23 protein-coding genes and 1 tRNA gene are annotated in these 24,992 nt (G+C 53.9%); 5 read left to right on the top strand and 19 right to left on the bottom strand.

All coding sequences use genetic code 11. The annotated features are described in order from the left end of the window. Positions 1-24: 24 nt before the first annotated feature. The gene (locus IPK01_17380; GenBank protein MBK7935204.1) at positions 25-591 is read right to left on the bottom strand and encodes a hypothetical protein; all 567 of its coding nucleotides are present in this window, start codon (positions 589-591) and stop codon (positions 25-27) included. Positions 592-724: 133 nt separating this feature from the next. On the opposite strand from IPK01_17380, the gene IPK01_17375 reads away from it, so the two are divergent. From IPK01_17375 to IPK01_17365, 3 genes are all read left to right on the top strand, one after another. Continuing rightward, entirely contained in the window at positions 725-1,714 is a 990-nt protein-coding gene (locus tag IPK01_17375; GenBank protein ID MBK7935203.1) for a VWA domain-containing protein, read from the top strand. A 96-nt stretch (positions 1,715-1,810) separates the two neighbouring features. Further along, a tRNA-Arg gene (locus IPK01_17370) sits at positions 1,811-1,887 on the top strand. A gap of 133 nt (positions 1,888-2,020) precedes the next feature. After that, positions 2,021-4,186, top strand: coding sequence for a M3 family metallopeptidase (locus IPK01_17365; GenBank protein MBK7935202.1), 2,166 nt, complete (start codon positions 2,021-2,023; stop codon positions 4,184-4,186). Positions 4,187-4,342: 156 nt separating this feature from the next. Here the strand turns inward: IPK01_17365 and IPK01_17360 are convergent, their stop codons facing one another. The 3 genes from IPK01_17360 to IPK01_17350 form a co-directional block, all read right to left on the bottom strand. Beyond that, positions 4,343-5,359, bottom strand: coding sequence for a CapA family protein (locus IPK01_17360; protein ID MBK7935201.1), 1,017 nt, complete (start codon positions 5,357-5,359; stop codon positions 4,343-4,345). A 112-nt stretch (positions 5,360-5,471) separates the two neighbouring features. Next, complete coding sequence (locus IPK01_17355; GenBank protein ID MBK7935200.1) at positions 5,472-6,824, bottom strand: sigma-54-dependent Fis family transcriptional regulator; 1,353 nt, start codon at positions 6,822-6,824, stop codon at positions 5,472-5,474. Between the two features lie 9 nt (positions 6,825-6,833). After that, on the bottom strand, positions 6,834-8,984 hold the full coding sequence (locus IPK01_17350; protein MBK7935199.1) for a HAMP domain-containing protein: 2,151 nt from the start codon (positions 8,982-8,984) through the stop codon (positions 6,834-6,836). A gap of 82 nt (positions 8,985-9,066) precedes the next feature. Here IPK01_17350 and IPK01_17345 point away from each other — a divergent pair, with 82 nt between their 5' ends. Beyond that, positions 9,067-9,966 (top strand): CPBP family intramembrane metalloprotease, encoded by a 900-nt coding sequence (locus tag IPK01_17345; GenBank protein ID MBK7935198.1) that lies wholly within the window; start codon positions 9,067-9,069, stop codon positions 9,964-9,966. Between the two features lie 74 nt (positions 9,967-10,040). Here IPK01_17345 and nadC read toward each other — a convergent pair whose 3' ends face one another. Then, positions 10,041-10,898, bottom strand: a complete 858-nt coding sequence (gene nadC, locus IPK01_17340; GenBank protein ID MBK7935197.1) for a carboxylating nicotinate-nucleotide diphosphorylase — start codon at positions 10,896-10,898, stop codon at positions 10,041-10,043. A 117-nt stretch (positions 10,899-11,015) separates the two neighbouring features. Here nadC and IPK01_17335 point away from each other — a divergent pair, with 117 nt between their 5' ends. Then, the gene (locus IPK01_17335; protein MBK7935196.1) at positions 11,016-11,408 is read left to right on the top strand and encodes a hypothetical protein; all 393 of its coding nucleotides are present in this window, start codon (positions 11,016-11,018) and stop codon (positions 11,406-11,408) included. A 5-nt stretch (positions 11,409-11,413) separates the two neighbouring features. On the opposite strand, the gene IPK01_17330 is transcribed toward IPK01_17335, so the two are convergent. The 14 genes from IPK01_17330 to IPK01_17265 all read right to left on the bottom strand — a co-directional run bounded on the left by IPK01_17330 (position 11,414) and on the right by IPK01_17265 (position 24,992). After that, positions 11,414-12,118, bottom strand: coding sequence for a hypothetical protein (locus IPK01_17330; protein ID MBK7935195.1), 705 nt, complete (start codon positions 12,116-12,118; stop codon positions 11,414-11,416). A 352-nt stretch (positions 12,119-12,470) separates the two neighbouring features. Next, positions 12,471-13,142, bottom strand: a complete 672-nt coding sequence (locus IPK01_17325) for a hypothetical protein (GenBank protein ID MBK7935194.1) — start codon at positions 13,140-13,142, stop codon at positions 12,471-12,473. A 3-nt stretch (positions 13,143-13,145) separates the two neighbouring features. Further along, positions 13,146-13,811, bottom strand: a complete 666-nt coding sequence (locus IPK01_17320; GenBank protein ID MBK7935193.1) for a hypothetical protein — start codon at positions 13,809-13,811, stop codon at positions 13,146-13,148. A gap of 7 nt (positions 13,812-13,818) precedes the next feature. Continuing rightward, entirely contained in the window at positions 13,819-15,186 is a 1,368-nt protein-coding gene (locus IPK01_17315; protein ID MBK7935192.1) for a class I tRNA ligase family protein, read from the bottom strand. Between the two features lie 13 nt (positions 15,187-15,199). Then, positions 15,200-16,078, bottom strand: coding sequence for a class I tRNA ligase family protein (locus tag IPK01_17310; GenBank protein ID MBK7935191.1), 879 nt, complete (start codon positions 16,076-16,078; stop codon positions 15,200-15,202). A gap of 4 nt (positions 16,079-16,082) precedes the next feature. After that, a complete protein-coding gene (locus IPK01_17305; protein ID MBK7935190.1) occupies positions 16,083-16,787 on the bottom strand; it encodes a class I tRNA ligase family protein in 705 nt (234 codons plus the stop codon). A gap of 98 nt (positions 16,788-16,885) precedes the next feature. Beyond that, the gene (locus IPK01_17300; protein MBK7935189.1) at positions 16,886-18,103 is read right to left on the bottom strand and encodes a response regulator; all 1,218 of its coding nucleotides are present in this window, start codon (positions 18,101-18,103) and stop codon (positions 16,886-16,888) included. Between the two features lie 67 nt (positions 18,104-18,170). Then, a complete protein-coding gene (gene pdxA, locus IPK01_17295; GenBank protein MBK7935188.1) occupies positions 18,171-19,124 on the bottom strand; it encodes a 4-hydroxythreonine-4-phosphate dehydrogenase PdxA in 954 nt (317 codons plus the stop codon). 29 nt (positions 19,125-19,153) lie between these two features. Next, the gene (gene ftsZ / locus IPK01_17290; protein MBK7935187.1) at positions 19,154-20,263 is read right to left on the bottom strand and encodes a cell division protein FtsZ; all 1,110 of its coding nucleotides are present in this window, start codon (positions 20,261-20,263) and stop codon (positions 19,154-19,156) included. Between the two features lie 152 nt (positions 20,264-20,415). Continuing rightward, complete coding sequence (ftsA, locus tag IPK01_17285; protein MBK7935186.1) at positions 20,416-21,660, bottom strand: cell division protein FtsA; 1,245 nt, start codon at positions 21,658-21,660, stop codon at positions 20,416-20,418. 10 nt (positions 21,661-21,670) lie between these two features. Next, entirely contained in the window at positions 21,671-22,525 is an 855-nt protein-coding gene (locus IPK01_17280; GenBank protein ID MBK7935185.1) for an FtsQ-type POTRA domain-containing protein, read from the bottom strand. Continuing rightward, positions 22,526-23,911 (bottom strand): UDP-N-acetylmuramate--L-alanine ligase, encoded by a 1,386-nt coding sequence (locus IPK01_17275; GenBank protein ID MBK7935184.1) that lies wholly within the window; start codon positions 23,909-23,911, stop codon positions 22,526-22,528. 5 nt (positions 23,912-23,916) lie between these two features. Next, entirely contained in the window at positions 23,917-24,741 is an 825-nt protein-coding gene (locus IPK01_17270) for a UDP-N-acetylglucosamine--N-acetylmuramyl-(pentapeptide) pyrophosphoryl-undecaprenol N-acetylglucosamine transferase (protein MBK7935183.1), read from the bottom strand. Next, entirely contained in the window at positions 24,738-24,992 is a 255-nt protein-coding gene (locus IPK01_17265; GenBank protein MBK7935182.1) for a glycosyltransferase, read from the bottom strand. The genes IPK01_17270 and IPK01_17265 overlap by 4 nt, the downstream gene beginning before the upstream one ends.

Below are 24,992 nucleotides of genomic sequence, written 5' to 3'. Positions count from 1 at the left end.
GCTTCATCTTAGCCAATTCAGCTGTCAACCAATCTTCAATTTGTTTCCCGAAAGCATCGCGGCCATTCCCTGATGCTGATAGCAGCGCACGTTCCCCTTTACGCGGCGGCTGCAGGGCGTTCCCTTCTTAGTTTGTGCACCGCAGAAATACTGAGTCTCATCCGCCGGCATATTCGGCTTCGCGGCCGGCAGAGCAGCGAGTGATCGCAGATCCGGCTGCTGCAAAGCCGTTGGCTTGTCAACGTTCGTGGCAGATGATGACACCGAACTTGATGTAACGGGCTCAGACTTGATGGCTATATTCGAATTTTCGATCTTTCGCTGCCTCACGATCGCAGGTTCAGCGTTCCTTGATTCGTTACTCAAATAGCTTCCAAACCCAACGACCGACGCGAAAATACCGATCGCAACTACGATTTTAGGCCCATATTCGTAAACCGGCATTTCGGTCACACATAGATCGCAGAATCGGCGACTGGTCCAAATATGCCAGTCGGCCCGATCGATCTTTTCTCCACAGTTTGAACAAAAACTAGGCCGAAACAACATCTCCGCCACCTTGAGAACATTCGGCGTCCGTTCAAAGCACATGCAACGCCGATCTTTCGTAAAGCCATTTCGAAACGATTATAAACCATAAATCCAATTCTGTTAAGACATTTATGAAATCACTCGCAAAGCAACCACACTTCCGGTTATCGCGTCTGATTGTTAATATTTGTTTATGTTACTTCGCCGCACGCTCAACGTATTTTCGCTTATTTTGTTAATGTGCGGTGTCATGGCTGCACAGGATGACGACCCGATCCGCGTCGACTCGTCGATAGTGCGTCTGAATGTCGGAGTGGTCGATCAACGCGGCCGCCCGATCACCGATCTTTCAAAAGCAAGTTTCACGGTTTACGAAGACGGCGTTAAACAGGAGATCACCAGATTCGAGCCGTCAACCGCACCATTCAGCGTCGTTATGATCCTGGATATGAGCGGCTCGACCCTGGGGTTTCGCCAAGTGATCCGGCTTTCTGCGTTTAGATTCATCGACGCTCTGCTGCCGAACGACCGCGTTGCGGTCATTGAATTTTACGACAAGATCAATCTTCTGAACGATTTTACGACCGACCGCCGAGCGATCAGCAATTCGATCACGGTCGCAAATGGTCGAGGAAAGACTCAACTCTATAAGTCGCTCGATTTCGCTCTCGACAAGCTTTCCAAAGAAAAAACTCGCCGAAAGGCGATCGTTGTGCTGACCGACGGTGTCGACACGGCCGTGCGGGACAAGGATCGCGAACAGCTCGAAAAACTCAGCGACGCCCAAATTCCAGTTGCCATAAAACCAGAAACGAGTGATATTTTAAACCGCGTTCTCAGCCGCTCGGACGCTCAAGGAGTGACTATCTATCCGCTGGCGTTGCCAACTGGCGACCCTGCAAAACTTGCAGACCCGACCCCACGGCAGGTGGCTATGTATAGGGCCGCCCGCTCACGTCTTCAGATAGTTGCGGACCGCAGCGGTGGCACCTTAAATGCGATCAAGGCCCTCGAAGATATGGGCAAGATCTATGGTCAGGTCGCCGCCGAACTGCGTACTCTTTACACCGTCGAATATCAGCCCATAAACGACAAACGAGACGGGAAATGGCGATCGGTCCGTGTCGGCGTAAGCAACACCGAGTTGATATCGCGAACGCGTCAAGGATATTTTGCGAGGTAAGATCCGCCTGGCGGTCTGCCGCCCGTGTGTATCGCGTTCGGATCACGTTACTTGACACTATGGCCATAGATTTGTAGTCTAGCTATTCGCCACTGTGCACCCGTAGCTCAGCTGGATAGAGTACTTGACTACGAATCAAGGGGTCGCATGTTCGAATCATGCCGGGTGTACCATCAATTTAACTAAAGGCAGTCCGACCGGGCTGCCTTTTTGTTTTGCTCCGCCTTGTCCTCGACCGGAAACTATTTGTCCAACCTACCGTAACAAGATATAGTCTAACTATCGACAAATAGGAGATATCGAACAATGAAAAAGTTCTCTTTATACCGCCTTGCAGCGACCGGATTGATCGCAGCGGCGGCAATTTTTATGATCACGAATAATGATAATAGTGCAAACGCCAAGGCCGTGTCGGAAGCGGCGGCAAATCCGCTGCTTGAGGCGTGGACGGGCCCATATGGCGGCATTCCTCCATTCGATAAGGTCAAGGTGTCGGATTTTGAACCGGCACTCGAAGCCGCAATGGCTGAGAATCTCGCTGAGATCGATGCGATCGCCAACAATAAAGCGGCACCGACGTTTGAAAACACGATCGCAGCGATGGAAAAGACCGGCCGAACGCTCGATCGAGTTTCGACGATCTACGGTATCTGGTCGGGCAGTTTGAGCACGCCTGAGATGGAGGCTGTCAATACTAAGATGGCCCCCAAACTGGCCGCATTCGGCGACAAGATATCGCAGAACGAGGCACTGTTCAAGCGCATCGAGGCCGTCTACAATTCGCCGGATAAAAAGAAGCTAACGAGTGAACAGCAGCGGCTTGTTTGGCTCAACTATACGAGCTTCGTTCGTCAGGGAGCAAAACTTGGAGCAGCGGAAAAGAAAAGGCTGTCAGAGATAAATCAAAGCCTCGCCGGATTGTTCACAAAATTCAGCCAGAATCTGTTGGGCGAAGAAGGATCGCTTTACGTTACCTTGGAAACCGAAGCGGATATGGCCGGCCTGCCGCAATCACTTCGTGACGCCGCTGCACAGGCAGCGAAATCAAAGAACGTTGCCGCCGCCGGAATCGTCCGCAATACGCGTTCGTCCGTTGACCCGTTCCTTACTTATTCGGACCGACGCGAGCTTCGCGAAAAGGTCTGGAAAATGTTCGTAAATCGCGGCGACAACGGTGATGCTCGTGATAACAACGCGGGCATTACACAGATCCTCCAACTTCGGGCCGAACGTGCAAAGCTGCTTGGTTTTGCAACTCACGCCCATTGGCGTCTGGAACCGCAAATGGCAAAAACGCCGGAAAATGCGATGAAGCTGATGGAATCTGTATGGCCGGCCGCAAAGGCTCGCGTTAAAGAAGAAGTCACTGATATGCAGGCTCTCGCCGACAAGGAAGGTGCAAAGATCAAGATCGAACCGTGGGATTACCGCTACTACATGGAAAAGGTAAGAAAACAGCGATACGACCTCGATGACAATGAAGTAAAGCCGTATTTGCAGCTCGACAAGATCCGTGAAGCGATGTTCTGGGTAGCCGGCGAAGTGTTCGACTTTACATTCACGCCCGTAACTAACGTGCCTGTTTTTCATCCTGATATGTCGGTCTATGAGGTCAAAAACAAGACTACCGGCAAACACGTCGGTCTCTGGTATTTTGACCCATACGCCCGGGATGGTAAACGCAGCGGTGCTTGGATGAACGCCTACCGCAGTCAGGAACGGGTCGAAGGGGAGATCACGACGATCGTGTCCAACAACTCTAATTTTGTAAAGGGCAAGCCAGGCGAACCGGTTCTCATATCGTGGGATGACGCGACCACAATGTTTCACGAATTCGGTCACGCATTGCACGGCCTTTCGTCAAACGTCACCTACCCGTCGCTGTCGGGTACAAATGTTGCCCGCGATTACGTCGAATTCCCTTCGCAGATACTAGAACGCTGGGTTTCGACGCCCGAAGTATTGTCGCGGTTCATGGTCCATTACCAGACCGGCAAACCGATCCCGCAGGCTCTTGTCGATAAGATCAAAAAGGCCGCCACGTTCAACCAGGGCTTTGCAACGGCTGAGTATCTGTCGAGCGCATTGGTCGATATGAAACTGCACTTGGCAGGAGACAAGAAGATCGATGCCGATGCTTTTGAAAAAGAGACACTTGCTGCACTTGGAATGCCCAGTGAACTCGTTATGCGGCACCGCACGCCGCAGTTCGGCCATGTTTTCTCAAGCGACGGCTATTCGGCCGGCTATTACAGCTATCTATGGTCGGATGTGATCTCGGCCGATGCGTACGGTGCATTTACCGAGGCCGGCGGGCCGTATGACAAAAAGGTCGGATCAGATCTGGTCAAGTATATCTTCTCGATCGGAAATACGGTGGATCCGGCTGAGGCGTATCGGAAATTACGCGGCCGCGACCCGCAGACGTCAGCTCTGATGCGTCATCGCGGTTTTCCGGTGACCGAGAAGTAACACTGAAATGTCGTATTCATCGACTTAGCTGAAAAAAGCCCCTCCGAATTTCGGCGGGGCTTTTTATTTCAGTAAGATTCGCTTCCGGTTTTCTATTTTGCCGACGCGCCGGGCCGATAAATGGGATCGGTAATGTTGATCTTTTGCAGGATCATCTTAGCCTCGGAGGGCGTGGCCATACGGGGATTCCCATTTTTCGATCACTACCGGCATGTATTCAATGCTGTCGAGCAACGCTCGCTGGTCAGGGTCGGCGGTTGTTTTGACGTTGACCTTGAGCATTAGCCCGAGGATCGTCTCAGGCTTTCGCTGGTCGAAAATGAAATTGCCGAGCGAGTAATAGATCATCTTGCCATTGTATTCTTCGGCCACCTGCACCCAATGAGGATGGGCTCCGATAACGACATCCGCCCCAAAATCGACTGCCGCACGGGCAAATTTGACCTGAGTTCTGTCGGGCAGACGAACATATTCGATACCGGCGTGCATCGTCACGACCACGAAATCAGACTGCTTACGGGCACTCTCGATCGCCGCTTTTAATTGGTCTTCGTCCTCGACCCTCGCCACATAGTTGTTGCGGGCGACGCCGCCGTCGTTGATCGACGCATACGAAGCACCGACAAAGCCGATCTTTATTCCGTTGGCTTCGACGAACTTCGGCTTCCACGCCTCGCTCAGGTCGGCACCGACCCCGAGAAATTCGATTCCCTGTTGTGTAAGAAAATCTCGCGTGAATTGCAGTCCGTTCGCTCCCTGATCAAGAGCGTGGTTGTTGGCTAGATTGACGACCTTGAATTTGTACTTAACTAATCCGGCGATGTCAGCCTTGCGGGCATTGAACACCAGTCCCTTGCCGACGCGGCTATCATTACCCGAAACGGGGCTTTCGAGATTGCCGAAGTTAAAGTCGGTCGAAAGGAACTCTTTCTCAAGCGCGGAAAAAGGAACCAGCGGGTCGCGGGCGTTGTCGATCACTCGTGCCACTCCGCGCGACAGCATAATGTCACCAACAGCGAGGAACGTAGCCTGGCTCGGCTGCCGTGCGGGCTTGGGCGGTGCCGTATTGGTCGCCGTCGATGCAGTGCCGCCCGAACATGCCGAAAATGCCAATGATGCCAAAACTAAACAGGAAACTGTCCCCAATTTCGCGATCGATCTAAAGTTACGCAATTTATTCTCCTGATATTGGATAAAATCTTAGCTGAAACGCCAAATCCGATTGATGATAAGGCATTTTTGGGAATTTCGCATTCTTGAACCGAACAATTGTTAGCTCAGACGATCATTTCGCTTGAATACCGAGATTTCGCATGCGGCGATACAGATGGCTGCGGTCGACGCCCATTTCTTCTGCGGCCTTTGCGACGCTGCCATCGTGTTCGGCGAGTTTGTGGAGGATGAATTCGCGTTGATATGCGTCGGTCGCATCTTTGAAACTGGGAAAGCGAAAGCTGATCGCGGGACGCTCGTTCGTTGTTTCCATCGCCGGCAGGTCGTCGGCCGTGATCATCTCTTTCGAAGACATGATGACGATACGCTCGATCGTGTTCTTCAGCTCGCGCACATTGCCGAGCCAGTCGCTGTTTTGCAGCTTTTCAAGAGCGTCGGGGGCAAATACCTTTACATGTTTGCCGTAATCAGCCGAAAATCTGCGGTTAAAATGCTCCACCAAAAGCGGCACGTCTTCGCTTCGCTCGCGAAGCGGAGGGATCTGGAACGGGATCACATTCAAACGATAGAACAGATCCGAGCGGAAATTCCCGTTGTCGATCAACGATTCGAGCGGCTTGTTTGTGGCCGAAACGACGCGGACATCGACGGAAACCGGCGTGTTGCTGCCAACCGGTTCGAAACGCTGCTCTTCGAGAACACGAAGCATCTTTGCCTGCACACGCGGCGACATATCGCCTATCTCATCTAAGAAAAGCGTCGCACCGTCGGCGATCTCAAATTTCCCTTTCTTAGACCGCGTCGCACCCGAAAACGCTCCCTTCGCATGGCCAAACAACTCTGATTCCACCAATTCCTCAGGTATCGCGGCTGAATTTATCTCGACGAACGGCGCATTGCGGCGTTTTGATTGGGCGTGGATCGCACGGGCTACGAGTTCCTTTCCGGTTCCGCTCTCGCCTGAGATCAATACCCGCCCGTCCGAAGGAGCGACGATCGCGATCTGTTTGCGAAGAGCACGCATTGCGACCGATTCGCCGATCATGACGTATTCGTCAGCGAGATCGCTCTGTAGTTGCTGATTGACGCGTTCGAGTTCGCGTGTACGGACAGCGTTTTTGACGGTGATGACTGTTCGTTCGAGGCTGAGCGGCTTTTCGATAAAATCGAACGCCCCAAGCTTTGTAGATTTAACTGCTGTCTCGATATTCCCATGACCCGAGATCATCACGACCGCCGCATCGCTTCCCTCTTCATTCAGTTTCGACAGCGTCTCAAGCCCGTCGATGCCATCGCCGAGCCAAATATCGAGCAGAATACACGCAAAATGCTGCTTCCGCGTGATCTCAAGACACTCCTCGCCCGACGCGACAGCCACCACAGCAAAGCCCTCGTCTCGCAACACGCTGCTCAGCGTCTCGCGGATCCCGCGTTCGTCGTCAACTATCAAAATGGAATCTGGCATTAAACCTCTCTAAGCCCCCACGGGAAGTTCAATAATAAATTTAGCACCACGCGGCTGGTTCGCGACGGCGTTTATCTTGCCGTGGTGTTCGCTGACGATGCGGCGGACGATGGCGAGGCCGAGGCCGGTGCCGCGTCCTTTGGTCGAAAAATACGGCTGAAACAGCTTTTGCAGATCCGCCGGACTGATGCCTTTGCCGTTGTCTGCAACCTCTGCGACTAGCAGATCGCGTGCCGTGTCGTGCCGCGTTCTAACGGTTACACGTTTGTCCGTTTCGCTCTCGGCAAATGCCTCGACCGCGTTTTCGATCAGGTTTACGAACACGCGTTTTAGCTGCTCGGCGTCGATCATTGTATCAGGAACGTTCGTCCCGAGCTCGGTTTCGATCGTGATGTCGGCAAAACGGCCCTCGAACGACGCGACCGCCTGTTCGACGATCTCATTGAGATTCCCGGTTTCGAGTTTCGCATCCGGAAGTCGCGCGAATCGCGAGAATTCATCGACCATTGCCTTGAGCGAACTGACCTCGCGCAAGATGGTCGAGGTACTTTCTTCGACAACGTCGCCGATCGCACCTTTGTCGTCGATGCGTTTGCCGACGCCGTTCTCGACGTGGCCGGTTGACGCAAAGCGTTTAGCAATGCGTTCGGCGGAAAGCTGGATCGGCGTCAGCGGATTTTTGATCTCATGTGCCATTCGTCGTGCGACCTCTTGCCAGGCTGACGCGCGTTGAGCAGCGATCAACTCTGAAAGGTCTTCGATGACAAGCACGGCTCCGCCTTCGGTCGGCAATGCTGTTGCCGTTAGAGCTACATTCAGTCCTTTGTCGGACTCGTGAGAACCGTCGGTCGATTCGACCTGAAGTACAGTTTGCTCCGAGGAATGCCCGACACGCCGGGCTCGATTAAGCAGGCGTTCGAGAGCTTCGTAATTTTCCTTGCTTACCAATTGCTTGAGTTCGACGCCGACAAGACCGGTTTCGTCGAGACGCAGAATACTGAGTGCGGCCCTGTTTATCGTTCCAACGCGGTTCAATGCGTCGAAGGAGATCACGCCGGTCGGCAGCGATTCGAGTATGGTCTCGATATACTTTCGGCGGCTGCTCAGTTCGGCCGAATTCGCCTCAAGTTTCGAAGACATCTCATTAAAGGCCGCGACAAGGATATCGAGTTCGTCCTCGGCAATGACATCGACACGATGAGCGAGATTGCCTCGGGCGATCTCGCCGGCACCTTCGGCCAGGGCCTTGATCGGGATGGTCAATCCGCGGGCGATATAAATGGCGAGCCACGACGAAATGAAGATCAGCAAGAATGTGAGCACCCCAAGCGTAAGCAGCCCGACCTGACGGACGGTGATCTGTTTCGCCTTCAGCCGGTCAAATTCGCCGAGCGAATTCTCGACCATCTGGTTCACAGCCTGTTCCGACATTGGGTCGGGTACGATCAAAAGCCTGCGGCCGCCTGACATTTCCGCAATGACCGCACCGTTGGGCAATTCCGCGATACGTTTTCGCACCTGTTCGACGGTCTGGTCAACAGATTCTTTTTGTTCAGCGGTCATTGGCTTTTCGCCAACGGCGAGCGTGCGGTGATCTGAGCTCAAAACCTCGATATGGGCAATATTCCCGGACGTCGCTATGCTGTTCAGGTCATGGGTCGCGAGGCTGCCGGTTCCCAACACCTTCGCCAGCATTGTCGCCGTCTCGTTCAGCCTTAACGACCTTTCCGCCAACGACTGCCGCTGAATATCGCGGGCCTCACGAATGACGTTCTCAGGGATCTGAGAGAACCAGCGTTCGAGCGCACGGTTCATGAACAAGAACGAGAATACCGCCATCGCCATGATCGGCAGTAGGCTGAGCACAAAGAAATAGATGAGCAGCCGCGTCTTGATCTGCGAACCGAGCACCGACATTCGACGCTCGCGCATTAGTTTCAAAATGCTGCGCAGGAAAAAGAAACAGAAGATGATGAGCGCTATGAAATTGAGCGACGAAAGAGCATACAGGAGCAGAGTGTCGCTGGCGGTCTCAACAGCGAGACTGCGGCCAAGATTTGACGATTGCAGCACGATCAGGAACGTAAAGGTCAGCACGATCATCGAGCCGATGATCCACGGTACCTTGCGTTGCTTTTTTACGACCGGCTGTGTCTCCATTTCAAGAAAGTTTAGCACAAACAACGGCTCTCACCGGCCTGCTTTGCCGACCGTGTTCGGCTTCGCGTACAATCGGTGAGGCGTGGAAACGATTCAACTGATATTCATCGGCAAAGACGGACAGCTCCGCAGCGGTTGGCGGGCGGGCTTGTTTCTAATCGCGTTCATCTTTTTCTCCGTTATTCTCGGAACGATCGTTCAAGCCGGTCTGTTTACGGCGAATTTCGAATCGGCATCTCTCCAGTCAATATCACTCGCCGCGAACGCCGTCGCTGCATTGATCCCGGCGATCGTCATCGGCTGGCTGTGCGGAAAGTGGCTCGAAAAGCTGCCGTTTGGTGCTCTTGGGGCATCATTCTCGGGCAGTTGGATCCGGAATTTCGTGCTCGGCGTTGTCGCGGGCGGTGCAACTCTTAGCTTTGCGGTGCTTGTCGCGTTTGTATTCGGCGGTCAACGGTTCGAACTGAATCTCGCGAACGGCTGGCAACCTGTGTTGACGTCGTTGGCAGTGTCGTTCGGCGTATTCGCCGCCGCAGCGGCGATGGAAGAGGCTCTCTTTCGGGGATATATTCTGCAAACATTCGCCCGGTCGAACCTTGCCTGGCTCGCGATACTGCTGACGTCCGTTTTCTTCGGCCTGGTCCACGCCGACAATCCGAACGCAGGCGTCATCTCGACGCTCAACACCGTCCTCGCCGGCATCTGGTTCAGCGTGGCTTATCTAAAAACGCGCGATCTGTGGTTCGTCTGGGGTTTGCATTTGATGTGGAACTGGATGCAGGGCTCGTTCTTCGGCATCGAGGTCAGCGGCCTGACAGATATCACAAAGAATCCGCTCCTACGCGAGATCGACACCGGTCCGACATGGCTCACCGGCACGACCTACGGCATCGAAGGCGGCATCGTCTGTACCGTCGCGTTGGTTATCTCAACAATCGTCATTCACTTCTTCCCCGGAAAGACTAACCACATAGAAACATAGGACACATAGACAAGAAAAGACAAAATTTCTTTGCCCTAACTATGTTCCCTATGTTCCTATGTGGTTAAAGACTCTTACCCGATCTGTATCTTAAACGATATATCAACAGCGCGAGCAGAATGCGTGATCCTGCCGACTGAGATAAGGTCAACTCCGGCCTCGGCATACGAACGCACGCGGTCGAGGTCCATGTTTCCGGAGGCTTCGATGAGGACGTTGGGATTGAGATTGCGGGCCATTCCGACGAGTTTGGCAGCTTCTTCGGGAGTTTGGTTGTCGAGCATAACGATCTCGGCCCCGGCTTCGATGGCTTCTCTTAGTTGGGCCCAATTGCCGATCTCGACCTCGATCTTGTGGAGGTGGCCGACGCGTTCTTTGGCGGCGGAGACGGCACGCGTGATGCCGCCGGCGAGGGCGATGTGGTTGTCTTTGATAAGCACGCCGTCATCGAGCCCCATCCGATGATTCTTGCCGCCGCCAACGGTCACGGCGTATTTCTCAAGGGCGCGCAGTCCCGGCGTAGTCTTTCGCGTATCAACGATCGCGGCGCCCGTCCCTTCGACAGCCTTTACAAACTGCCGCGTCAGCGTCGCGATGCCGGACATTCGCTGAATAAGATTAAGCGCGGTGCGTTCGCCGACGAGCAAAACGTCCGCGTAGCCCTTCATCGAGCCAAAAACGGTGCCTTCCTCGATCTCGTCGCCCTCGTTGTAGCCGGTCTCGATCTCGCCGACGTCCGGATCAAGCTGAAAAAACACCGCCTCGGCCACATCCAGCCCGCACAGCACGAGATATTCCTTCGCCAAAAACCGCCCGACGCCCCGCGTATCCTGCGGCACCGTCGCCGTCGTAGTAATATCGCCCCGCCCAATGTCCTCCGCGAGAAACTCCCCGATACTCGCCAATATCTCACCGTTCTCTAACCAATTCATATACGACAGATGATATCAGAATCAGGCGGACGCGTCTTGCATTTCCTTGCGTGCCGCAGCGAAAGGTGATAGCTTTTCAAGCACTGCAGAGATCAACTCGGAGGTGAATTTTACCCAATGCCTACAAAGATGACGCTCGAGATCCCCAAATTAATCGGCCGGAGCAGCACGCTTTCTACCGAGATCGAGAGCATTGCATTTAACTCGTCTGGCGCGCGGGTGCCGGCAAGCGTCGACTGGAAGCGGATCTACGTGATGCGCGTAACGGATGAGCACACGGCTCGCTTCCACGAACTGGCCGTTTCGGGCGCCACTCTCCCCGAAGCCAATATTTACATCCGCGTCGGAACTAAGAACAGCCAAACGAGCCTCCGGGTAATACGGCTAGCGAACGTGTCTGTCGCGGGACTCCGCATCTTTACAGAGGGCGAACAAATTGAGCTCGAGTGCTCAAAAGTAACCTTCGAGGATGTTTCGACGAAATCTAGCGCCGGCTGGACCGGTTTCTAGCCCCGCTACATCCCGAATATCGTCACCGTCGGCATGTTTGAGTATTGGCCGACGATCTTGTTGTTCTTTATGAAGATGGCGCGGATCTGGCCGGTTTCGGGGACGCCCATGACGCGGGGTTCGATGAAGATCGTCTCAGGCAGTTTGGTCAGGAACGCCACCTTCTCCCACTTTTCTTCACCCTTCCGCCTAAATTCGATCTGCACCGCGGTCATTCCCTCCATCTCGCAGGCGATCTTTACGCGAAAACCCTCGACGGCAGTCACTTTAATCTTCGGTGCGAGCTCGCGCAGAGGTTTTTTGACGTGATTGGGCGGCAGAATGTTCATTGCGATGCCCATACCTTCTCTGTATCCGCCTTTGGATTTGATCTGGCGAACATATTTACGCGCCTCGGCGATCAAACCGCCCTTAGTGCCGACCGGCATCGGCGTGTTATCGAACATCGGACGCTCGTCAACGGGCTTCAGCGTGCGTTCATTCGATATGACCGAGTCCCGCCACATACGCAAAACCCGCAGATTTCGGCGGTTCCGCTCGAAAACGTCCACGGCGAACGCATATTCCTCCGCGATCGCCTTTATCCGGTCAACTTCGGCGGGCGAAAGCCCCAACTGAGCCTGATAAGTCTCAGCCCCAACCGCCAACCGCCCCAAAGCCAGCTTCCGCTCCTCCTTCCCGTATGGTAACCAGTCTTCCCGCTTAGGCATTGTGATATCCCTCCGATTTTTTCTGACTATTTTAGTCAAAACCGGATGATAAATGCAAGAATTTTGTGAAAACTATACCGATGCATATACTTCATCGTCCGATGTTTATTTTGCATCGGACGATATCGATCGCACATCGTACGATTTACACTTTGAATCGGATGGTTTACATATCACATCGGACGATGGATAATCCAAATCGGTCGATGAAAAATGCACATCTAGCGATGAAACTTATCCATCGGACGATGCATTGTCTCCATCGTCCGATGCAAACACTGCATCGCCCATATTTGCGTAAGACTATTCCCACGAGCGCGCCAAGAAAGCTCGATCTAGCTCGCACCGGCAACTATTTCACCACCGGAGCCTCTATCTTTAGGTCTTTGGGATCGTGTTCGTATGTTGTTGTCTCGCGGCTCATCTGATTGCCGCCCTTAACCATTATTTCCTCTAGTTTTTTGAGGATCTTTCCGTCGAGCGAATACCAAATACGGGTTGTTTTAATGCCTTTCACATAGACACCAACCATTTGGGCTGGATCCTGAAACTTTCCGCTAGAACGGCGTTCGTAAAAGTCAGCTATACCTCCCTCAAAACCGATCGAAGGCACAGACCTATACTGGTTTTTCTTTCCACGTACTTCTAAACCGCTGTCAAAACCGTGTATACCGGGGAATTTCATCCACGGTGTGTCATCGCCGCGGATGTATTGAGCAAATTCAACCCGAATTATTTCGACGAACGAACGAGAATCAGCAAACCTTTCCTCAACCGTTCGCTTCCTGTCAGGCCGAATTATCTCGATCAGCTTCCTCTCTTTCAACTTCCCGGTCTTTGTGTGGTCGTCAAAGTATTCCTTCGTCCAAATCGAACGATAATTCGCCGTCTTCAGCAGTTCCGCAGCCTTCGCCTCCGCCGCGAGGTACTGGCTTTCGGGAATATCGTTCTTAAGCGTCAAAACCTGCCCCGCCGCCGAAACCGCAGCCAGAAACATCGTGAGAATAAGTGCAGCAACTTTCATAACCTACTTCATCGGCGCCTCGATTTTGAGGTCTTTGGGGTTGTATTCGTTGGTGGCAGTGCGGCGGTAGATGTACTTGGTGTTGGGGAATTCCAGTTTGTAGAATTCTCTTATGCAGAGACCGTCGCGGTCGATCCAGATGATGGTCGTCGCAAACTGATTTTCGCGTCCGATCACACCGGAACGCTGGACCGTCAACCGCTCGGCCTTTTCATATATCCTGTACTCAACGCCCGCGAGCACCGCCTTCCCCTTCGAACTGTAGCCCTCGGCCGCGACGATCGCCGCCCTGTCATCGCCGCTGCGGCCAGAATTGTCGATGGACCAACGCCCGTTGTTCGTCCGCGTCCAAGACCTGTCGCCGATCGTGATCCACTCAGTCCTCTCCACCTCACCATTTATGATAACGGTACCGATCTGCCGGGTCCGGTCTGGTGGAACTTCCTCGAGAATCTCCTGTCGGGTTTTCTCCGGCGAAGGCACACCGTCAATAACCTCTTCGACTACCGCGGACTGTCTGAACGACATCCCTTCGGAAGCCTTATTGAGCGTTGTTAACACCTTCTCCCACTCCGCCCGCGTCATCGCCACGTCCTGCGCGAAAACACCAACGCCAAACACAGCGACAAACGCCGCGACGATCATGATCTTAATGGTTGAGAATCTCATACGCTTTTTAGTCCAAAGCTCCCAAGTTGTTATTCAGAGTATTTATCTGATGCTCCAACTCGGCGGAGCGTTCTCTTAGTTCCGTGACCTTTTCGGCGGGGGCGCGGTCGACGAAGTTGGCGTTGGAGAGTTGGGCGTCGAGGCGTGTACGCTCTTCGGTGAGCTTGGCGATCTGGTTGGTGAGGCGTGCGCGTTCGACGTCGAAGTCGATCAGGCCTTCGAGCGGCACGGCGAGCCGCGCGTCGTTCGTCACCGCCTTCGCCGAAGCACGCGGGACGTCGAGTTCGCTGCCGATAACAAGGTCCTCGGCCTTCGCGAGCTTTAGTATCTGCGCCTTGTTGGCCGCAAATACGTTTCGAAAGTCTTCGTCCGCCGCGATATGCACCGTGAACTTGATCGCCGTCGAGATATTCATCTCCGCACGGATGTTGCGGACCTTTTTGATCACATCGATCACCGCGCTCATCTCGTTCTCAGCCTTTTGATCGATCGCCGCGACATCGCCCGGCGGGAATTTCGTCAACATGATCGTCGCGTCGGCGTCAGTGTACGCCGCGTCGTGCAACGCACTAGACGTCCCCGGCAGTTTCTGCCACAGTTCCTCCGTCAAATAAGGCATGAACGGATGCAGCATCCGCAGAGCGATCTCGAGAATAGTAAGTATTCTGGTGCGCGACGTGAGAACCACCCCGTCAGCCGAAGCGGCTGCCACCCCTCCTTCGTAAGGAGGGGAGCCTGCAGTGATCTCATCTTTGACGAGTTCAATATACCAATCGCAGAAATCGTCCCAGAAGAAGTGGTAGAGGAGCGAAACGGCTTCGTGGAACTGGTATGTGTCGAGGGCACGGTTGACCGCGAGGGCGGTTTTGTTGAGCCGGGAGATGATCCAGCGGTCGGCCAAAGCAGTGGTCAGTGGTCGGTGGCCGGTGGTCGGAGAAGAGTTTTCCTCCTGACCACTGCCCACGAACCACTGACCACTGTTCATCAGGCTCTGGTGATCGACGGCCGCACCTTCGGCGTTCATCAGGCAGAACCGCGTCGCGTTCCAGATCTTGTTCGCGAAGTTGCGATACGTCTCGACACCGATGTCATTCCATTTGATATCAGCTCCGGTCGCGATGCTCGCCAGATAGATACGCGTCGCGTCCACGCCAAACTTATCAAACATCTCGATCGGATCGACGCCGTTATTCCGAGACTTCGACATCGGCTTGCCGTCTTTGCCAAGCACGGTGCCCGTGATCACACAATCATTAAACGCCACCTGCCCCGTGAACTTCTTCGTCAACATCATCATCCGCGACACCCAAAGGAAAATAATGTCGCGGCCGGTGACGAGAACGTCGGTTGGTAAGAACGCTTCGAGATCATTCAACGAGCTCCCCTCCTTACCACGGAGGGGTGGCGGCGTTTCGCCGACGGTGGTTCTCTGCCTCGGTAAATTCAACTTGAGCGGAATCGGAAGAGAGAACCACCCCGTCACCCGAAGCGGGTGCCACCCCTCCTTCGTAAGGAGGGGAGCTTGGAGATCCGGACCATCCCAACGTCGAGAACGCCCAGAGTCCACTTGAGAACCACGTATCAAGCACATCGCCGTCCTGCGTCAGTTCCCGACCGCCGGACTTCTCTTTAGCTTCGTCAGCAGTACGTGCGACGTAAACATTTCCGTCCGCGTCATACCAAGCGGGAATCTGATGTCCCCACCAGAGTTGGCGTGAGATCGTCCAGTCCTTTAGATTTTCGAGCCACGTTGTGTAGACCTTCTGATGAGGAATCTCCGGCGAGAAGTGCGGCACTTTGTCTTTGGCAAGTTCCAGGCCCATATCGCGCATCTCATCCATTTTGACGAACCACTGCTCGGACAAGATCGGCTCGACGATAGTCTTGCAGCGTTCGCACACCGGCAGCGTGATCTCGTAATCGTCCACCTTTTCGAGCAAACCGAGTTCTTCGAACCGCTCGATGACCTTTGCCCTCGCGGCGAATCTATCGAGCCCGACAAAATCCGCACCGGCAGCTTCGTTCATCGTGCCGTCGAGATTCATTACGAGCAATTGTTCGAGATCGTGCCGCTGACCGAGTTGGTAATCGTTCGGATCGTGCGCCGGCGTGATCTTGACGGCACCGGTGCCAAACTCCGCATCGACATATTCGTCCGCAACTATCGGGATCTCGCGGTTCGTCAACGGCAATGCGATCGTCTTGCCGATCAGATCCTTATAACGCTCGTCCGATGGATTGACCGCAACCGCCGTATCACCGAGCATCGTCTCAGGGCGCGTCGTGGCGACGGTGATGTAAGTTGTGTCCCGCCTTTGAGGCCCCCCCCCCCCCGGCCCCCCCGGGGCCCCCCGGATATTTTAGGTAATACAGCTTTCCGTCTTTCTTGACCTCGTCTTTTACTTCAAGATCAGACAGCACGGTCTTGTCCTTCGGGCACCAGTTTACGATGCGGAGGCCGCGGTAGATCCAGCCTTGCTCAAAAAGCGTGCAAAAAACGTTGCGGACCGCGAGCGAAAGGCTTTCGTCCATCGTAAAACGGTGACGCGACCAATCGACGGAGGCACCTTCGCGGCGCATTTGCTCGGTGATCGTGTTGCCGTATTGCTCTTTCCACGTCCAACAGCGGCGAATGAATTCCTCACGGCCGATATCGAGCGGCGATTTGTGCTCTTCCTTCTTTAACTGCTCAACGACCTTTCGCTGGACGCTGATCCCCGCGTGATCAGTTCCCGGCAGCCAAAGCGTGCGATAGCCCTGCATCCGTTTCCAACGCGTAAGCGCGTCCATGATCGTATGCTGAAGCGCGTGCCCCATGTGCAAGCTGCCCGTGACATTGGGTGGCGGAATGACGATCGAATATTTCGGGGCGTCCGCCTTCTGATTGATCTCAGGAGCAAAAAAACCGCTCTCTTCCCAACGTTTGTAATGATCTTCTTCGGCCGATTTTGGGTCGTAGGCCTTTGCGAGTTCCATAATTCCTGTTATATTGCACAAGCCCGTACGCTAGTAAGGGCGATTCATTCAACGTTGAGCGAAACACCCTTACTAACGCGCGGGCCTCCGCATCGTTACTACTTCTTTGTTTCGTGGTCGAGAGCTTCTCGTATCATGTTCTCGGTAATTCGCGGGACGGCCTCAAGAGCTACTTCGCGAACCACCTTGTCCGAGAGTTTGTCGATCACGCGCTGAGCGATCATCTCGATCAATTCCGGCGAGATCGCATCTGCCCTGGGTGCAGGCTCTGCCGCGGCTCCCGGTTCTTGCGGATCGGACTCAGAATTATCCGGCTCGTCGATATGATCGGCATCAGCAAATTCGATCTTGAGCAGAGTCGAGTCCGTATCGGCAACGGGCGATCGCTCGACGACACCTTCCGCATCATCAGCCCAATTATATTTTCCCATCGTATCGTCCGTAGTCACCGGCGAGGCGAAAGGATCGGCGGCAGGCTCGGATACGGATGCAGCGAGCACCGGCTCAAATTCGATCGTGTCACTGTAATGAAGATCGTGTCTCGCCTCGTCCGGACGGCTGGTCTCGATCATTTCATCGTCCAGGCTCGCGTCGCCGAGATCCACCGGCACGGCGAATGGATCTGCCGCAGCCGGAGACTCGATCATGAAACTTTCCAAAGATTCTTCATCGGCGACACGCTCCAGATCGAGCGGGGTGTCCACGTTATCCACCCCTTCAAAACCGAAATCTGAGATCGTTACGCGTTCCGGTAACAGTTCGTTAAATGCGGCAGGCTCTGCATCCAGATGGTCAGGTTCTTCATCATCTTCGATCCGGATCAGCTCAATTTCAGACGCGGTCTCATTCGCAGGTATCTCAAGCGTTTCTGCAAAGCTGTCTTTGTAGAGATCGTCAATATCCTCGGTCTCGGGAACACTTGCCGTTTCGAATGCATTTGCATCGAGCAGGTCGGTAACCTTTTCGACCAGTTCGCGGATCGATTGGAACGGTTTGGTGAAATAAAAATTGGCGCCGACACGCGACGCTTCGCCGGGATCAAACGGTTCGAACGAGCCGGTAAGCAAGATCACCGGAATATGCCGTGTTGTGTCGTCCTCCTTGATGATCTCGCAGATCTTGTATCCGTCAACGCCCGGCATATTGACGTCAGCAATAACGAGGTCGGGTTCATCGGCCACAAATGCGATCATCGCAGCATCGCCGTCAGGGACAGTAACTACATCGATACCTTCGTCTGCGAAAGTCAGTTCGACGACCTTTCGGATCGTCACCGAGTCGTCAGCAAGGAGAATTTTGGGTCGGTCAACGGACATTTGGCACTCCGGGTATTGAACGAGATTCTAACACCAAAGGGTATTCTAGCAGAACATCAGCAGGGTTTCATTTAGCGGCTGCAAGCTCAGCGGCAAGTCGTATCGCGGCGGTCATACTTGCCGATTCGGCAATGCCTTTTCCGGCAATATCGTAGGCGGTACCGTGGTCGACCGATGTTCGGATGAGCGGCAGCCCGAGCGTGACATTCACGGCAGCGTTGAAGGCAAGTGCTTTGACAGGAATTGTCGCCTGGTCATGATAAAGGGCGATGCAAACGTCAAATTCACCTTTAGAACAACGCAAAAAGACCGTGTCGGGGGAATAAGGCCCGCTGACATCGACACCCAGCTTTTTGCAATTTTCAATCGCGGGTATGATCTCATCAGCCTCTTCGCTGCCGAACATTCCGCCTTCGGACGCATGGGGATTGAGGCCGGCCACGGCGATCTTTACTTTTCGCTTGAGCAACTTGCTGAGTTCGGTCGATGAAAACTCGATCAGATCGACAAGTTTGCCAAACTTTATCAGATCGATGGCGTCACGCAGCGGCAAATGTGTCGAAAGCAGTACGACACGCAAACCACCGCCGAAAAAGCTCATCGCAAACCGTTCCGTATCGGTTAACGAAGCAAGAAACTCGGTATGTCTCTGAAAATCATAACCACCGAGCCGGATCGACTTTTTACTTATCGGAGCGGTTGCGATCGCATCTATTTCGCCCGATCGCCAGAGGTCAACAGCTTTGATTATTGACTCTGCGGCCGCACGTCCGGTCACTGCGTCGTCAACGCCGACCGGAGGTTCGCCCGGAAGATTCTTGAGGTCGCAAACGTCTGTCAATACGCTCGTGTCGATACCAAGCGAAACGGCGATCCGTTCGAGATGAACGCGATCGCCGATGACCTTGCAGTCACAAATGTCTCTTAAAGAACCGTCGGCCAGAGCCTTTACAACAACCTCGGGCCCGATACCGGCTGCATCGCCCATTGTGATCCCGATCGTTGGTATTCTCTCAGCCATTACTTCAACACGGCGCAGGCGGCAATTACTTAATCCGCCTGTCGACGCATAAAGGTCGGCACGTCTATATTCTCATCAGTTGCCGTATTCACTGGCGCAAATCCCGTTCGGATGGTACCGATGGCCGCGGCCTCGGCAGCTTTGGGTTTCGGGATCGCTGTTGATAGGGCCGAATCAAAACCGGTCGCGATGACGGTGATCTTGATCTTATCCCCCATATCTTCTTTGATCACGCTTCCCCAAATGATGTCCGCGTTTTCGTCAGCCTCGCCCTCGATCATTCCGATCGCGTCTTCAACTTCGCCGAGAACCATGTTCGGGCCGCCGGTGACGTTGATAAGGGCCGCCTTGGCACCCTTGATCGAATTTTCCTCGAGCAATTTGTAGTCGAGAGCCGCCCGCATCGCTTTCGAAGCAGCATCTTCGCCCTCACCCGCACCAACGCCCATTAGAGCCACGCCCTTGCCGCGCATAACGGTCGTCACATCAGCAAAATCAAGATTGATGATACCAGGCGTGATGATTAGATCGGTGATGCCCTGGACCGCCAAAAGCAAAACCTCGTCAGCACGCCGGAATGCATCTAGGATCGTAATTTTCTCTTCGACCTCCCGGAGCTTTGAGTTTGGAATGGTGATCAATGTGTCTACGCAGCCGCGAAGCTCAGCCAAACCTTTCTCGGCCTGTGCCATTCGCTTCTTGCCTTCAACGGCAAACGGCTTGGTGACAACTGCAACAGTAAGAGCTCCCAATTCGATAGCTAGCGAAGCTACGACGGGAGCAGCACCGGTCCCCGTTCCGCCGCCGAGTCCCGCCGTGACAAAGACCATGTCCGAGCCTTCGAGCACATCGAGTAATTTTTCATGATCTTCAAGGGCGGCCGCACGACCGATCTCCGGATTCGAGCCGGCACCGAGGCCGCGTGTCGACTTACTGCCAAGTTGGATCTTGATCGGTGCCTTTGACGCCTCGAGCGCTTGCAGGTCGGTGTTTGCGACGATAAATTCGACACCCTTGATACCGGCATCGATCATTCGATTGACAGCATTACTGCCGCCGCCGCCGACACCAATGACCTTGATCCGAGCACCAGTGATTGGCGGCTCGTCGATGAATATTTTTAGAGGGGAATTGCTCATTTGCGGTGTATCCATTTCTGTCGATCATCGCCCTTTCGGGACGCACTTTCCTAGACTAATACTCTTTTTCGGGGTTTGTCCAATTTCAACAAGATATTGTGCTTACGGCGGACAAGCATACAATGGTTTGGGTCAAAAATCCAGCCTTGGCGTTATATTTTTCTAAATTTATTTCGAAAACCTTCGAACCAGTCTGCCATCTTGCGGGCGGGCGAACGGTTCCCTATATTGTGCCCGCGAAGTTGCGACCTCATTGAAGTCAAAGCAAGTCCCGAGGCGACCGCCCATGCCGGAGTTTGAGCTTCATCCGACAGTCCTCCGAAATACTCAGGTTCGATAAAGCCGAGCCTGGTCGGAGCGTCAAATATTTGTTCCGCGATCTCACACATTCCGCGTGCCATCGAACCGCCGCCGGTCAGGATGACGCCGCTTGAGATCTGAGCTTTCGAGGAGATGGCCTCGCGAGCAACATGTTGGAGCAATTCGACGGCTCGGGGCTGCATGATGTCGCAAAGGATCTCTTTTGAGAGCCCCCGCGTCTCATTGCGGCCGACCGGCATGATCTCGATCATTTCTTCACGTTCGTCGTCACTCAGTAAGAAGGACGCGACGCATCCATAATCGTGTTTGATCTTATTTGCCTGAGGTATCGACACACGCAACCCAACGGCGAGGTCCTTTGTAAAATGAGTACTGCCGAACGGAAACACCGACATATGCTGTACTGCACCGCGGCTGAAGATAATAAGGCTCGTGATCTCGGCCCCGATATTGACCACGGCACTACCGTATTCGCGGTCATCGTCCGTAAGTGTACTTTCGGCGGCGGCAAGCGGCTCCAGGATCGTCTGTTCGACGTCAAGTCCGGCACGTTTTACAGCCTTGACGAGATTTTGCCGGCCCGCACTTGGGCTGATAACAACGTGGACACGTGCCTCAAGCCGTGAGCCGCTCATTCCGATCGGTTCTGTTATACCGTCCTGCCCATCAATAATAAATTCTTGCGGCAGACGATCGACGATCTCCCAGCCGGGCTGCAAAGGCATTGCGCTTGCGGAATCGATCGCCCGATCGATATCGTCATCAGCGATCTCTTTGTCAGGGCCGGCGACCGCAACTACACCGCTCTTATTTTCGCCGCGAAAGTGCTCGCCTGACAGGTTCACCGTCGCCGAATCGACCTCAAGGCCGCTCACGCGTTCAGCCTCCCCGACTGCTTTGCGTATCGCCTCGGCGACTGCTTCGGTCGACGTCACAACTCCACGTCTGAGCCCTTTGGAATCGGCCTCTCCGATGCCGATAATGTTCATTTTGCCGTCGTCTGCAGGTTCTCCGATCACGCATCGGACCTTGCTTGTCCCAACATCCAAACCGACAGCACAAATTTCGTTACTCATCTTTTTCCTTTTAGAAGCTTAGGTATTCAAGCACCGGCGAAACGCCGCCGGCATTGACCGATTTGACCCTCTCGCCCTTTCCGGCCACAGCTTCGACCGCAGATTTGAGGCTCTTGCCGAGGCTGTCTCTGGACAATACAACTGCGATCATTCTTCCTGAATCCTCGATTGTCGCGTTAGGATCCTTAAGGTCTCTCAGGTCGACCTCCTTAACACGATCCGAAAGCCCGTATTCCCGCCATTCCTCGGTCATCTTCTTGTAGAGTTTGAGCCGGGCGAGGTTGTCCGTCATCGCCTTTTCTGTTTTTGTTTCATCCCAGCCCCGCATCGCGAACGGAAACGCCGGCTCCGGCTTCGTTACCGGCACGACGACATTTCCTTCTGTATCGACGAGCGAATCACCATAACTCAATCTAACAATTGCTGCGGGGATACGCTCGGTAATTCCGACGCGGATCCCGACCGGCAGGACCATTGACACGGACGCGGTCTTCACGAACGGAAGTTTCTCGATCTTTTCACGAATCTCACCGAGATCAGCACGCCAAACACCTGATTTCTCGGTATTCGCGGTGACAATACGTTTAACGTCTTCCGGATTCACGCGGTCATTTCCGCGAACTTCGACGCGGCGTACATTGAAGAACTCAGAAGCAATTGCAGTCCGATAGCCCATCACGCCGAAGAATCCGATCCCGGCCAGCAGAATAATGCCTACGAACACCGGGAGAATAAACCTCGAAGCATCGAACGACGAACCGCGGCGCCGCGGCTTGACGGACGACGACCGCTTCTTTGTCGAGGTTGCCCGGGTTTTTCTGATCGTGCTTTTCTTAGCCTTTGCCATATTGCGTTGGATATTCAACTAGTTACTTCTCAGCCTTTCAACTATCTCATCCGAAAGTCTTGTGACCGTTCCCGCACCGAGCGTGATAACAAGATCACCAGCCTGAAGGTCCGCACACACCCTCTTTGCAGCGGCGTCGATATCGCCGATATAGCTTACATTCTTATGGCCGAATTTCTTGATATTCTCTGTTAGAACTTCAGCCGTCACACCATCGATCGGCTTTTCGCTCGCGGCGTAGATATCAAGGACGTATAACACATCCGCGTTGTTAAAAGACAACGCAAATTCCTCCATCAGTTCCTGAGTGCGGCTGTACCGATGCGGCTGAAATACCACCACAGTTCGACGCCCGCCGGAGCTATTTTTTGCAGCTGACAGTGTTGCCAGGATCTCGGTGGGATGATGGCCGTAATCGTCGACGACGAGGATATCGTTGATCTCACCTTTGAACTGGAATCTACGATTCGCATTCTTAAAGATCGCAAATGCTTCGACGATCTTCTCGAATGGCACTTCCATCTCCAGGGCTACTGCCGTTGCCGCTAAAGCATTGTAAATATTATGTTCGCCGGGAACCGGCAGGTGCACGTCGCCGAGAACCGTGTCGCCCTTCCAAACGGAAAATGTCGACCCAAATCCATCGTCGTAGCTAATGTCATGTGCGGAAACGTCAGCCTGAGCGGTCATCCCGTAGGTTACTCGGCGGCGTTTTATATTTGGGATCAACAGCTGAACATTCGGATCGTCAAGGCAAAGTATTGCGGCCCCAAAGAACGGCACCTTATTTACAAAATCGGTGAAGCACTGAACCACGTCATCCATGCCTTTGTACGATTCCATATGCTCCTTGTCGATGTTGGTGACGACCGCGATCGTCGGATAAAGCATCAGGAACGATCTGTCGCTCTCGTCGGCCTCAGTCACGAACCAGTCGGAAGACCCAAGTCGTGCGTTCGAGCCCAGCGTATCGACAACGCCGCCGACAACCGTGGTCGGGTCAAATCCTGCATGTCCAAGGATCGTCGCGACCATGGATGTCGTAGATGTCTTGCCGTGCGTCCCCGAGACCGCAACTGCATATGGTTTGAGAACCATCAATTCCGCCAACATTTCAGCACGGGGAATGACCGGAATCCCTCGTTCCTTTGCGATCACAACCTCGGGATTGTCGTCTTTAACTGCCGACGAGTAGACTACCACTTGAGCGTTCCCTACATTCTCGGCCGAGTGTCCTTCGCTGATCTTAATATTGAACAACGTTTCGAGCCGATCGGTATTCTTTGATCTTTTTGCATCCGAACCCGACACGTTAAAGCCAAGATTGCACAGAACCTCAGCAATACCGCTCATCCCAATTCCACCGATGCCGATGAAGTGGATATTTTTTACATTTCGGAACATTGTCTTCATTTTTGCTTCCTTATACTTTCGATCAGATCTACCGTCGCTTCGGCTGCGTCCGGGCGTGCCATCTTGCGGACGGCCTGACCCATCGCTTTCAGAGCAGACCTGTCTTTCGAGAGTTGTTTCAATTCTCCTGCCAGCGTCTCGCCGGTCAGATCTTTCTGCAGGATCATCCTGGCGGCTCCGTTCCTGACCAAGGCCTCGGCGTTCTTTCGTTGATGATCATCTGCAGCGGTCGGCAGTGGGATCATGATCGCCGCCTTTCCTGCTGCTGCAACCTCAGCGCATGTTGTCGCGCCGGCACGGCTGATAATGACATCGGCATCTGCAAATGCGTCGACCATATTTGTTATGTACGGCCGGATCTCAGCGTTCTGCCATTCGTTCTCAGCATACGCAGCCCTAACGGCTTCGAAATCACTCTCGCCTGTCTGATGCATCATCCTAATGGGCGAGCCTTCTGTCTTCAGGATCGGTAACGCATCGATCATCGCGATATTGATCGCCCGCGAACCCTGAGAGCCTCCGAAGATCAATACATTCAACTCGTCGCCCGGCTGTTTATCGGCCACTGCAAAAAACTCGCCCCGGACCGGATTACCGGTGACCACACCTTTTCTTCCGAAAAATGGCAACGCGTCCTCGAATGTCAGAGCTGCCTTGTCGATAAACGCCGCCAACCGCCTATTCGTGAAACCAGGCAGCGCATTCGAATCCATCACGAGTGTGGGATATCCCAGAAAATGAGCAGTAAGCAGAACCGGACCGGCGACATATCCACCGGCACCCACGACCACGTCCGGTTTAAACTCTCGTAATATCTTCATCGCCTCGAAAAACTGCGTGGCAGCACCATCAATCCCTTTACTTTCCCGGCCACGCCGACATTCTTGAGTCCGGCACTATGGATCAAGGCAAGCTGAAATCCGTTGTCGGGAACGATCCTGGTCTCTAACCCGCGGGCAGTGCCGACGAACAATACCTCAGACTCGGCATCGCGGCGGAGAATTTCCATCGCGATAGCGATCCCGGGATAAATATGTCCGCCGGTCCCGCCGGCTGCGATCAGTACTTTCAT

Source organism: Acidobacteriota bacterium, from assembly GCA_016713675.1.
GTDB lineage: Bacteria > Acidobacteriota > Blastocatellia > Pyrinomonadales > Pyrinomonadaceae > OLB17.
The sequence above is the reverse complement of the archived record's forward strand: the minus strand, read 5'-3'. Positions and strand labels throughout refer to the sequence as shown.

Excerpts from the sequence above, each read along its gene's own strand:
- IPK01_17365 (MBK7935202.1), top strand. The coding sequence starts at position 2,021 with ATGAAAAAGTTCTCTTTATACCGCCTTGCAGCGACCGGATTGATCGCA.
- IPK01_17300 (MBK7935189.1), bottom strand. The coding sequence starts at position 18,103 with ATGTCCGTTGACCGACCCAAAATTCTCCTTGCTGACGACTCGGTGACG.
- IPK01_17375 (MBK7935203.1), top strand. The coding sequence starts at position 725 with ATGTTACTTCGCCGCACGCTCAACGTATTTTCGCTTATTTTGTTAATG.
- IPK01_17380 (MBK7935204.1), bottom strand. The coding sequence starts at position 591 with ATGTGCTTTGAACGGACGCCGAATGTTCTCAAGGTGGCGGAGATGTTG.
- IPK01_17320 (MBK7935193.1), bottom strand. The coding sequence starts at position 13,811 with ATGAGATTCTCAACCATTAAGATCATGATCGTCGCGGCGTTTGTCGCT.
- IPK01_17310 (MBK7935191.1), bottom strand. The coding sequence starts at position 16,078 with ATGCTCGGTGATACGGCGGTTGCGGTCAATCCATCGGACGAGCGTTAT.
- nadC (MBK7935197.1), bottom strand. The coding sequence starts at position 10,898 with ATGAATTGGTTAGAGAACGGTGAGATATTGGCGAGTATCGGGGAGTTT.
- ftsA (MBK7935186.1), bottom strand. The coding sequence starts at position 21,660 with ATGAGTAACGAAATTTGTGCTGTCGGTTTGGATGTTGGGACAAGCAAG.
- pdxA (MBK7935188.1), bottom strand. The coding sequence starts at position 19,124 with ATGGCTGAGAGAATACCAACGATCGGGATCACAATGGGCGATGCAGCC.
- IPK01_17275 (MBK7935184.1), bottom strand. The coding sequence starts at position 23,911 with ATGTTCCGAAATGTAAAAAATATCCACTTCATCGGCATCGGTGGAATT.
- IPK01_17305 (MBK7935190.1), bottom strand. The coding sequence starts at position 16,787 with ATGGAACTCGCAAAGGCCTACGACCCAAAATCGGCCGAAGAAGATCAT.
- IPK01_17265 (MBK7935182.1), bottom strand. The coding sequence starts at position 24,992 with ATGAAAGTACTGATCGCAGCCGGCGGGACCGGCGGACATATTTATCCC.
- IPK01_17325 (MBK7935194.1), bottom strand. The coding sequence starts at position 13,142 with ATGAAAGTTGCTGCACTTATTCTCACGATGTTTCTGGCTGCGGTTTCG.
- IPK01_17355 (MBK7935200.1), bottom strand. The coding sequence starts at position 6,824 with ATGCCAGATTCCATTTTGATAGTTGACGACGAACGCGGGATCCGCGAG.
- ftsZ (MBK7935187.1), bottom strand. The coding sequence starts at position 20,263 with ATGAGCAATTCCCCTCTAAAAATATTCATCGACGAGCCGCCAATCACT.
- IPK01_17330 (MBK7935195.1), bottom strand. The coding sequence starts at position 12,118 with ATGCCTAAGCGGGAAGACTGGTTACCATACGGGAAGGAGGAGCGGAAG.
- IPK01_17335 (MBK7935196.1), top strand. The coding sequence starts at position 11,016 with ATGCCTACAAAGATGACGCTCGAGATCCCCAAATTAATCGGCCGGAGC.
- IPK01_17350 (MBK7935199.1), bottom strand. The coding sequence starts at position 8,984 with ATGGAGACACAGCCGGTCGTAAAAAAGCAACGCAAGGTACCGTGGATC.
- IPK01_17270 (MBK7935183.1), bottom strand. The coding sequence starts at position 24,741 with ATGAAGATATTACGAGAGTTTAAACCGGACGTGGTCGTGGGTGCCGGT.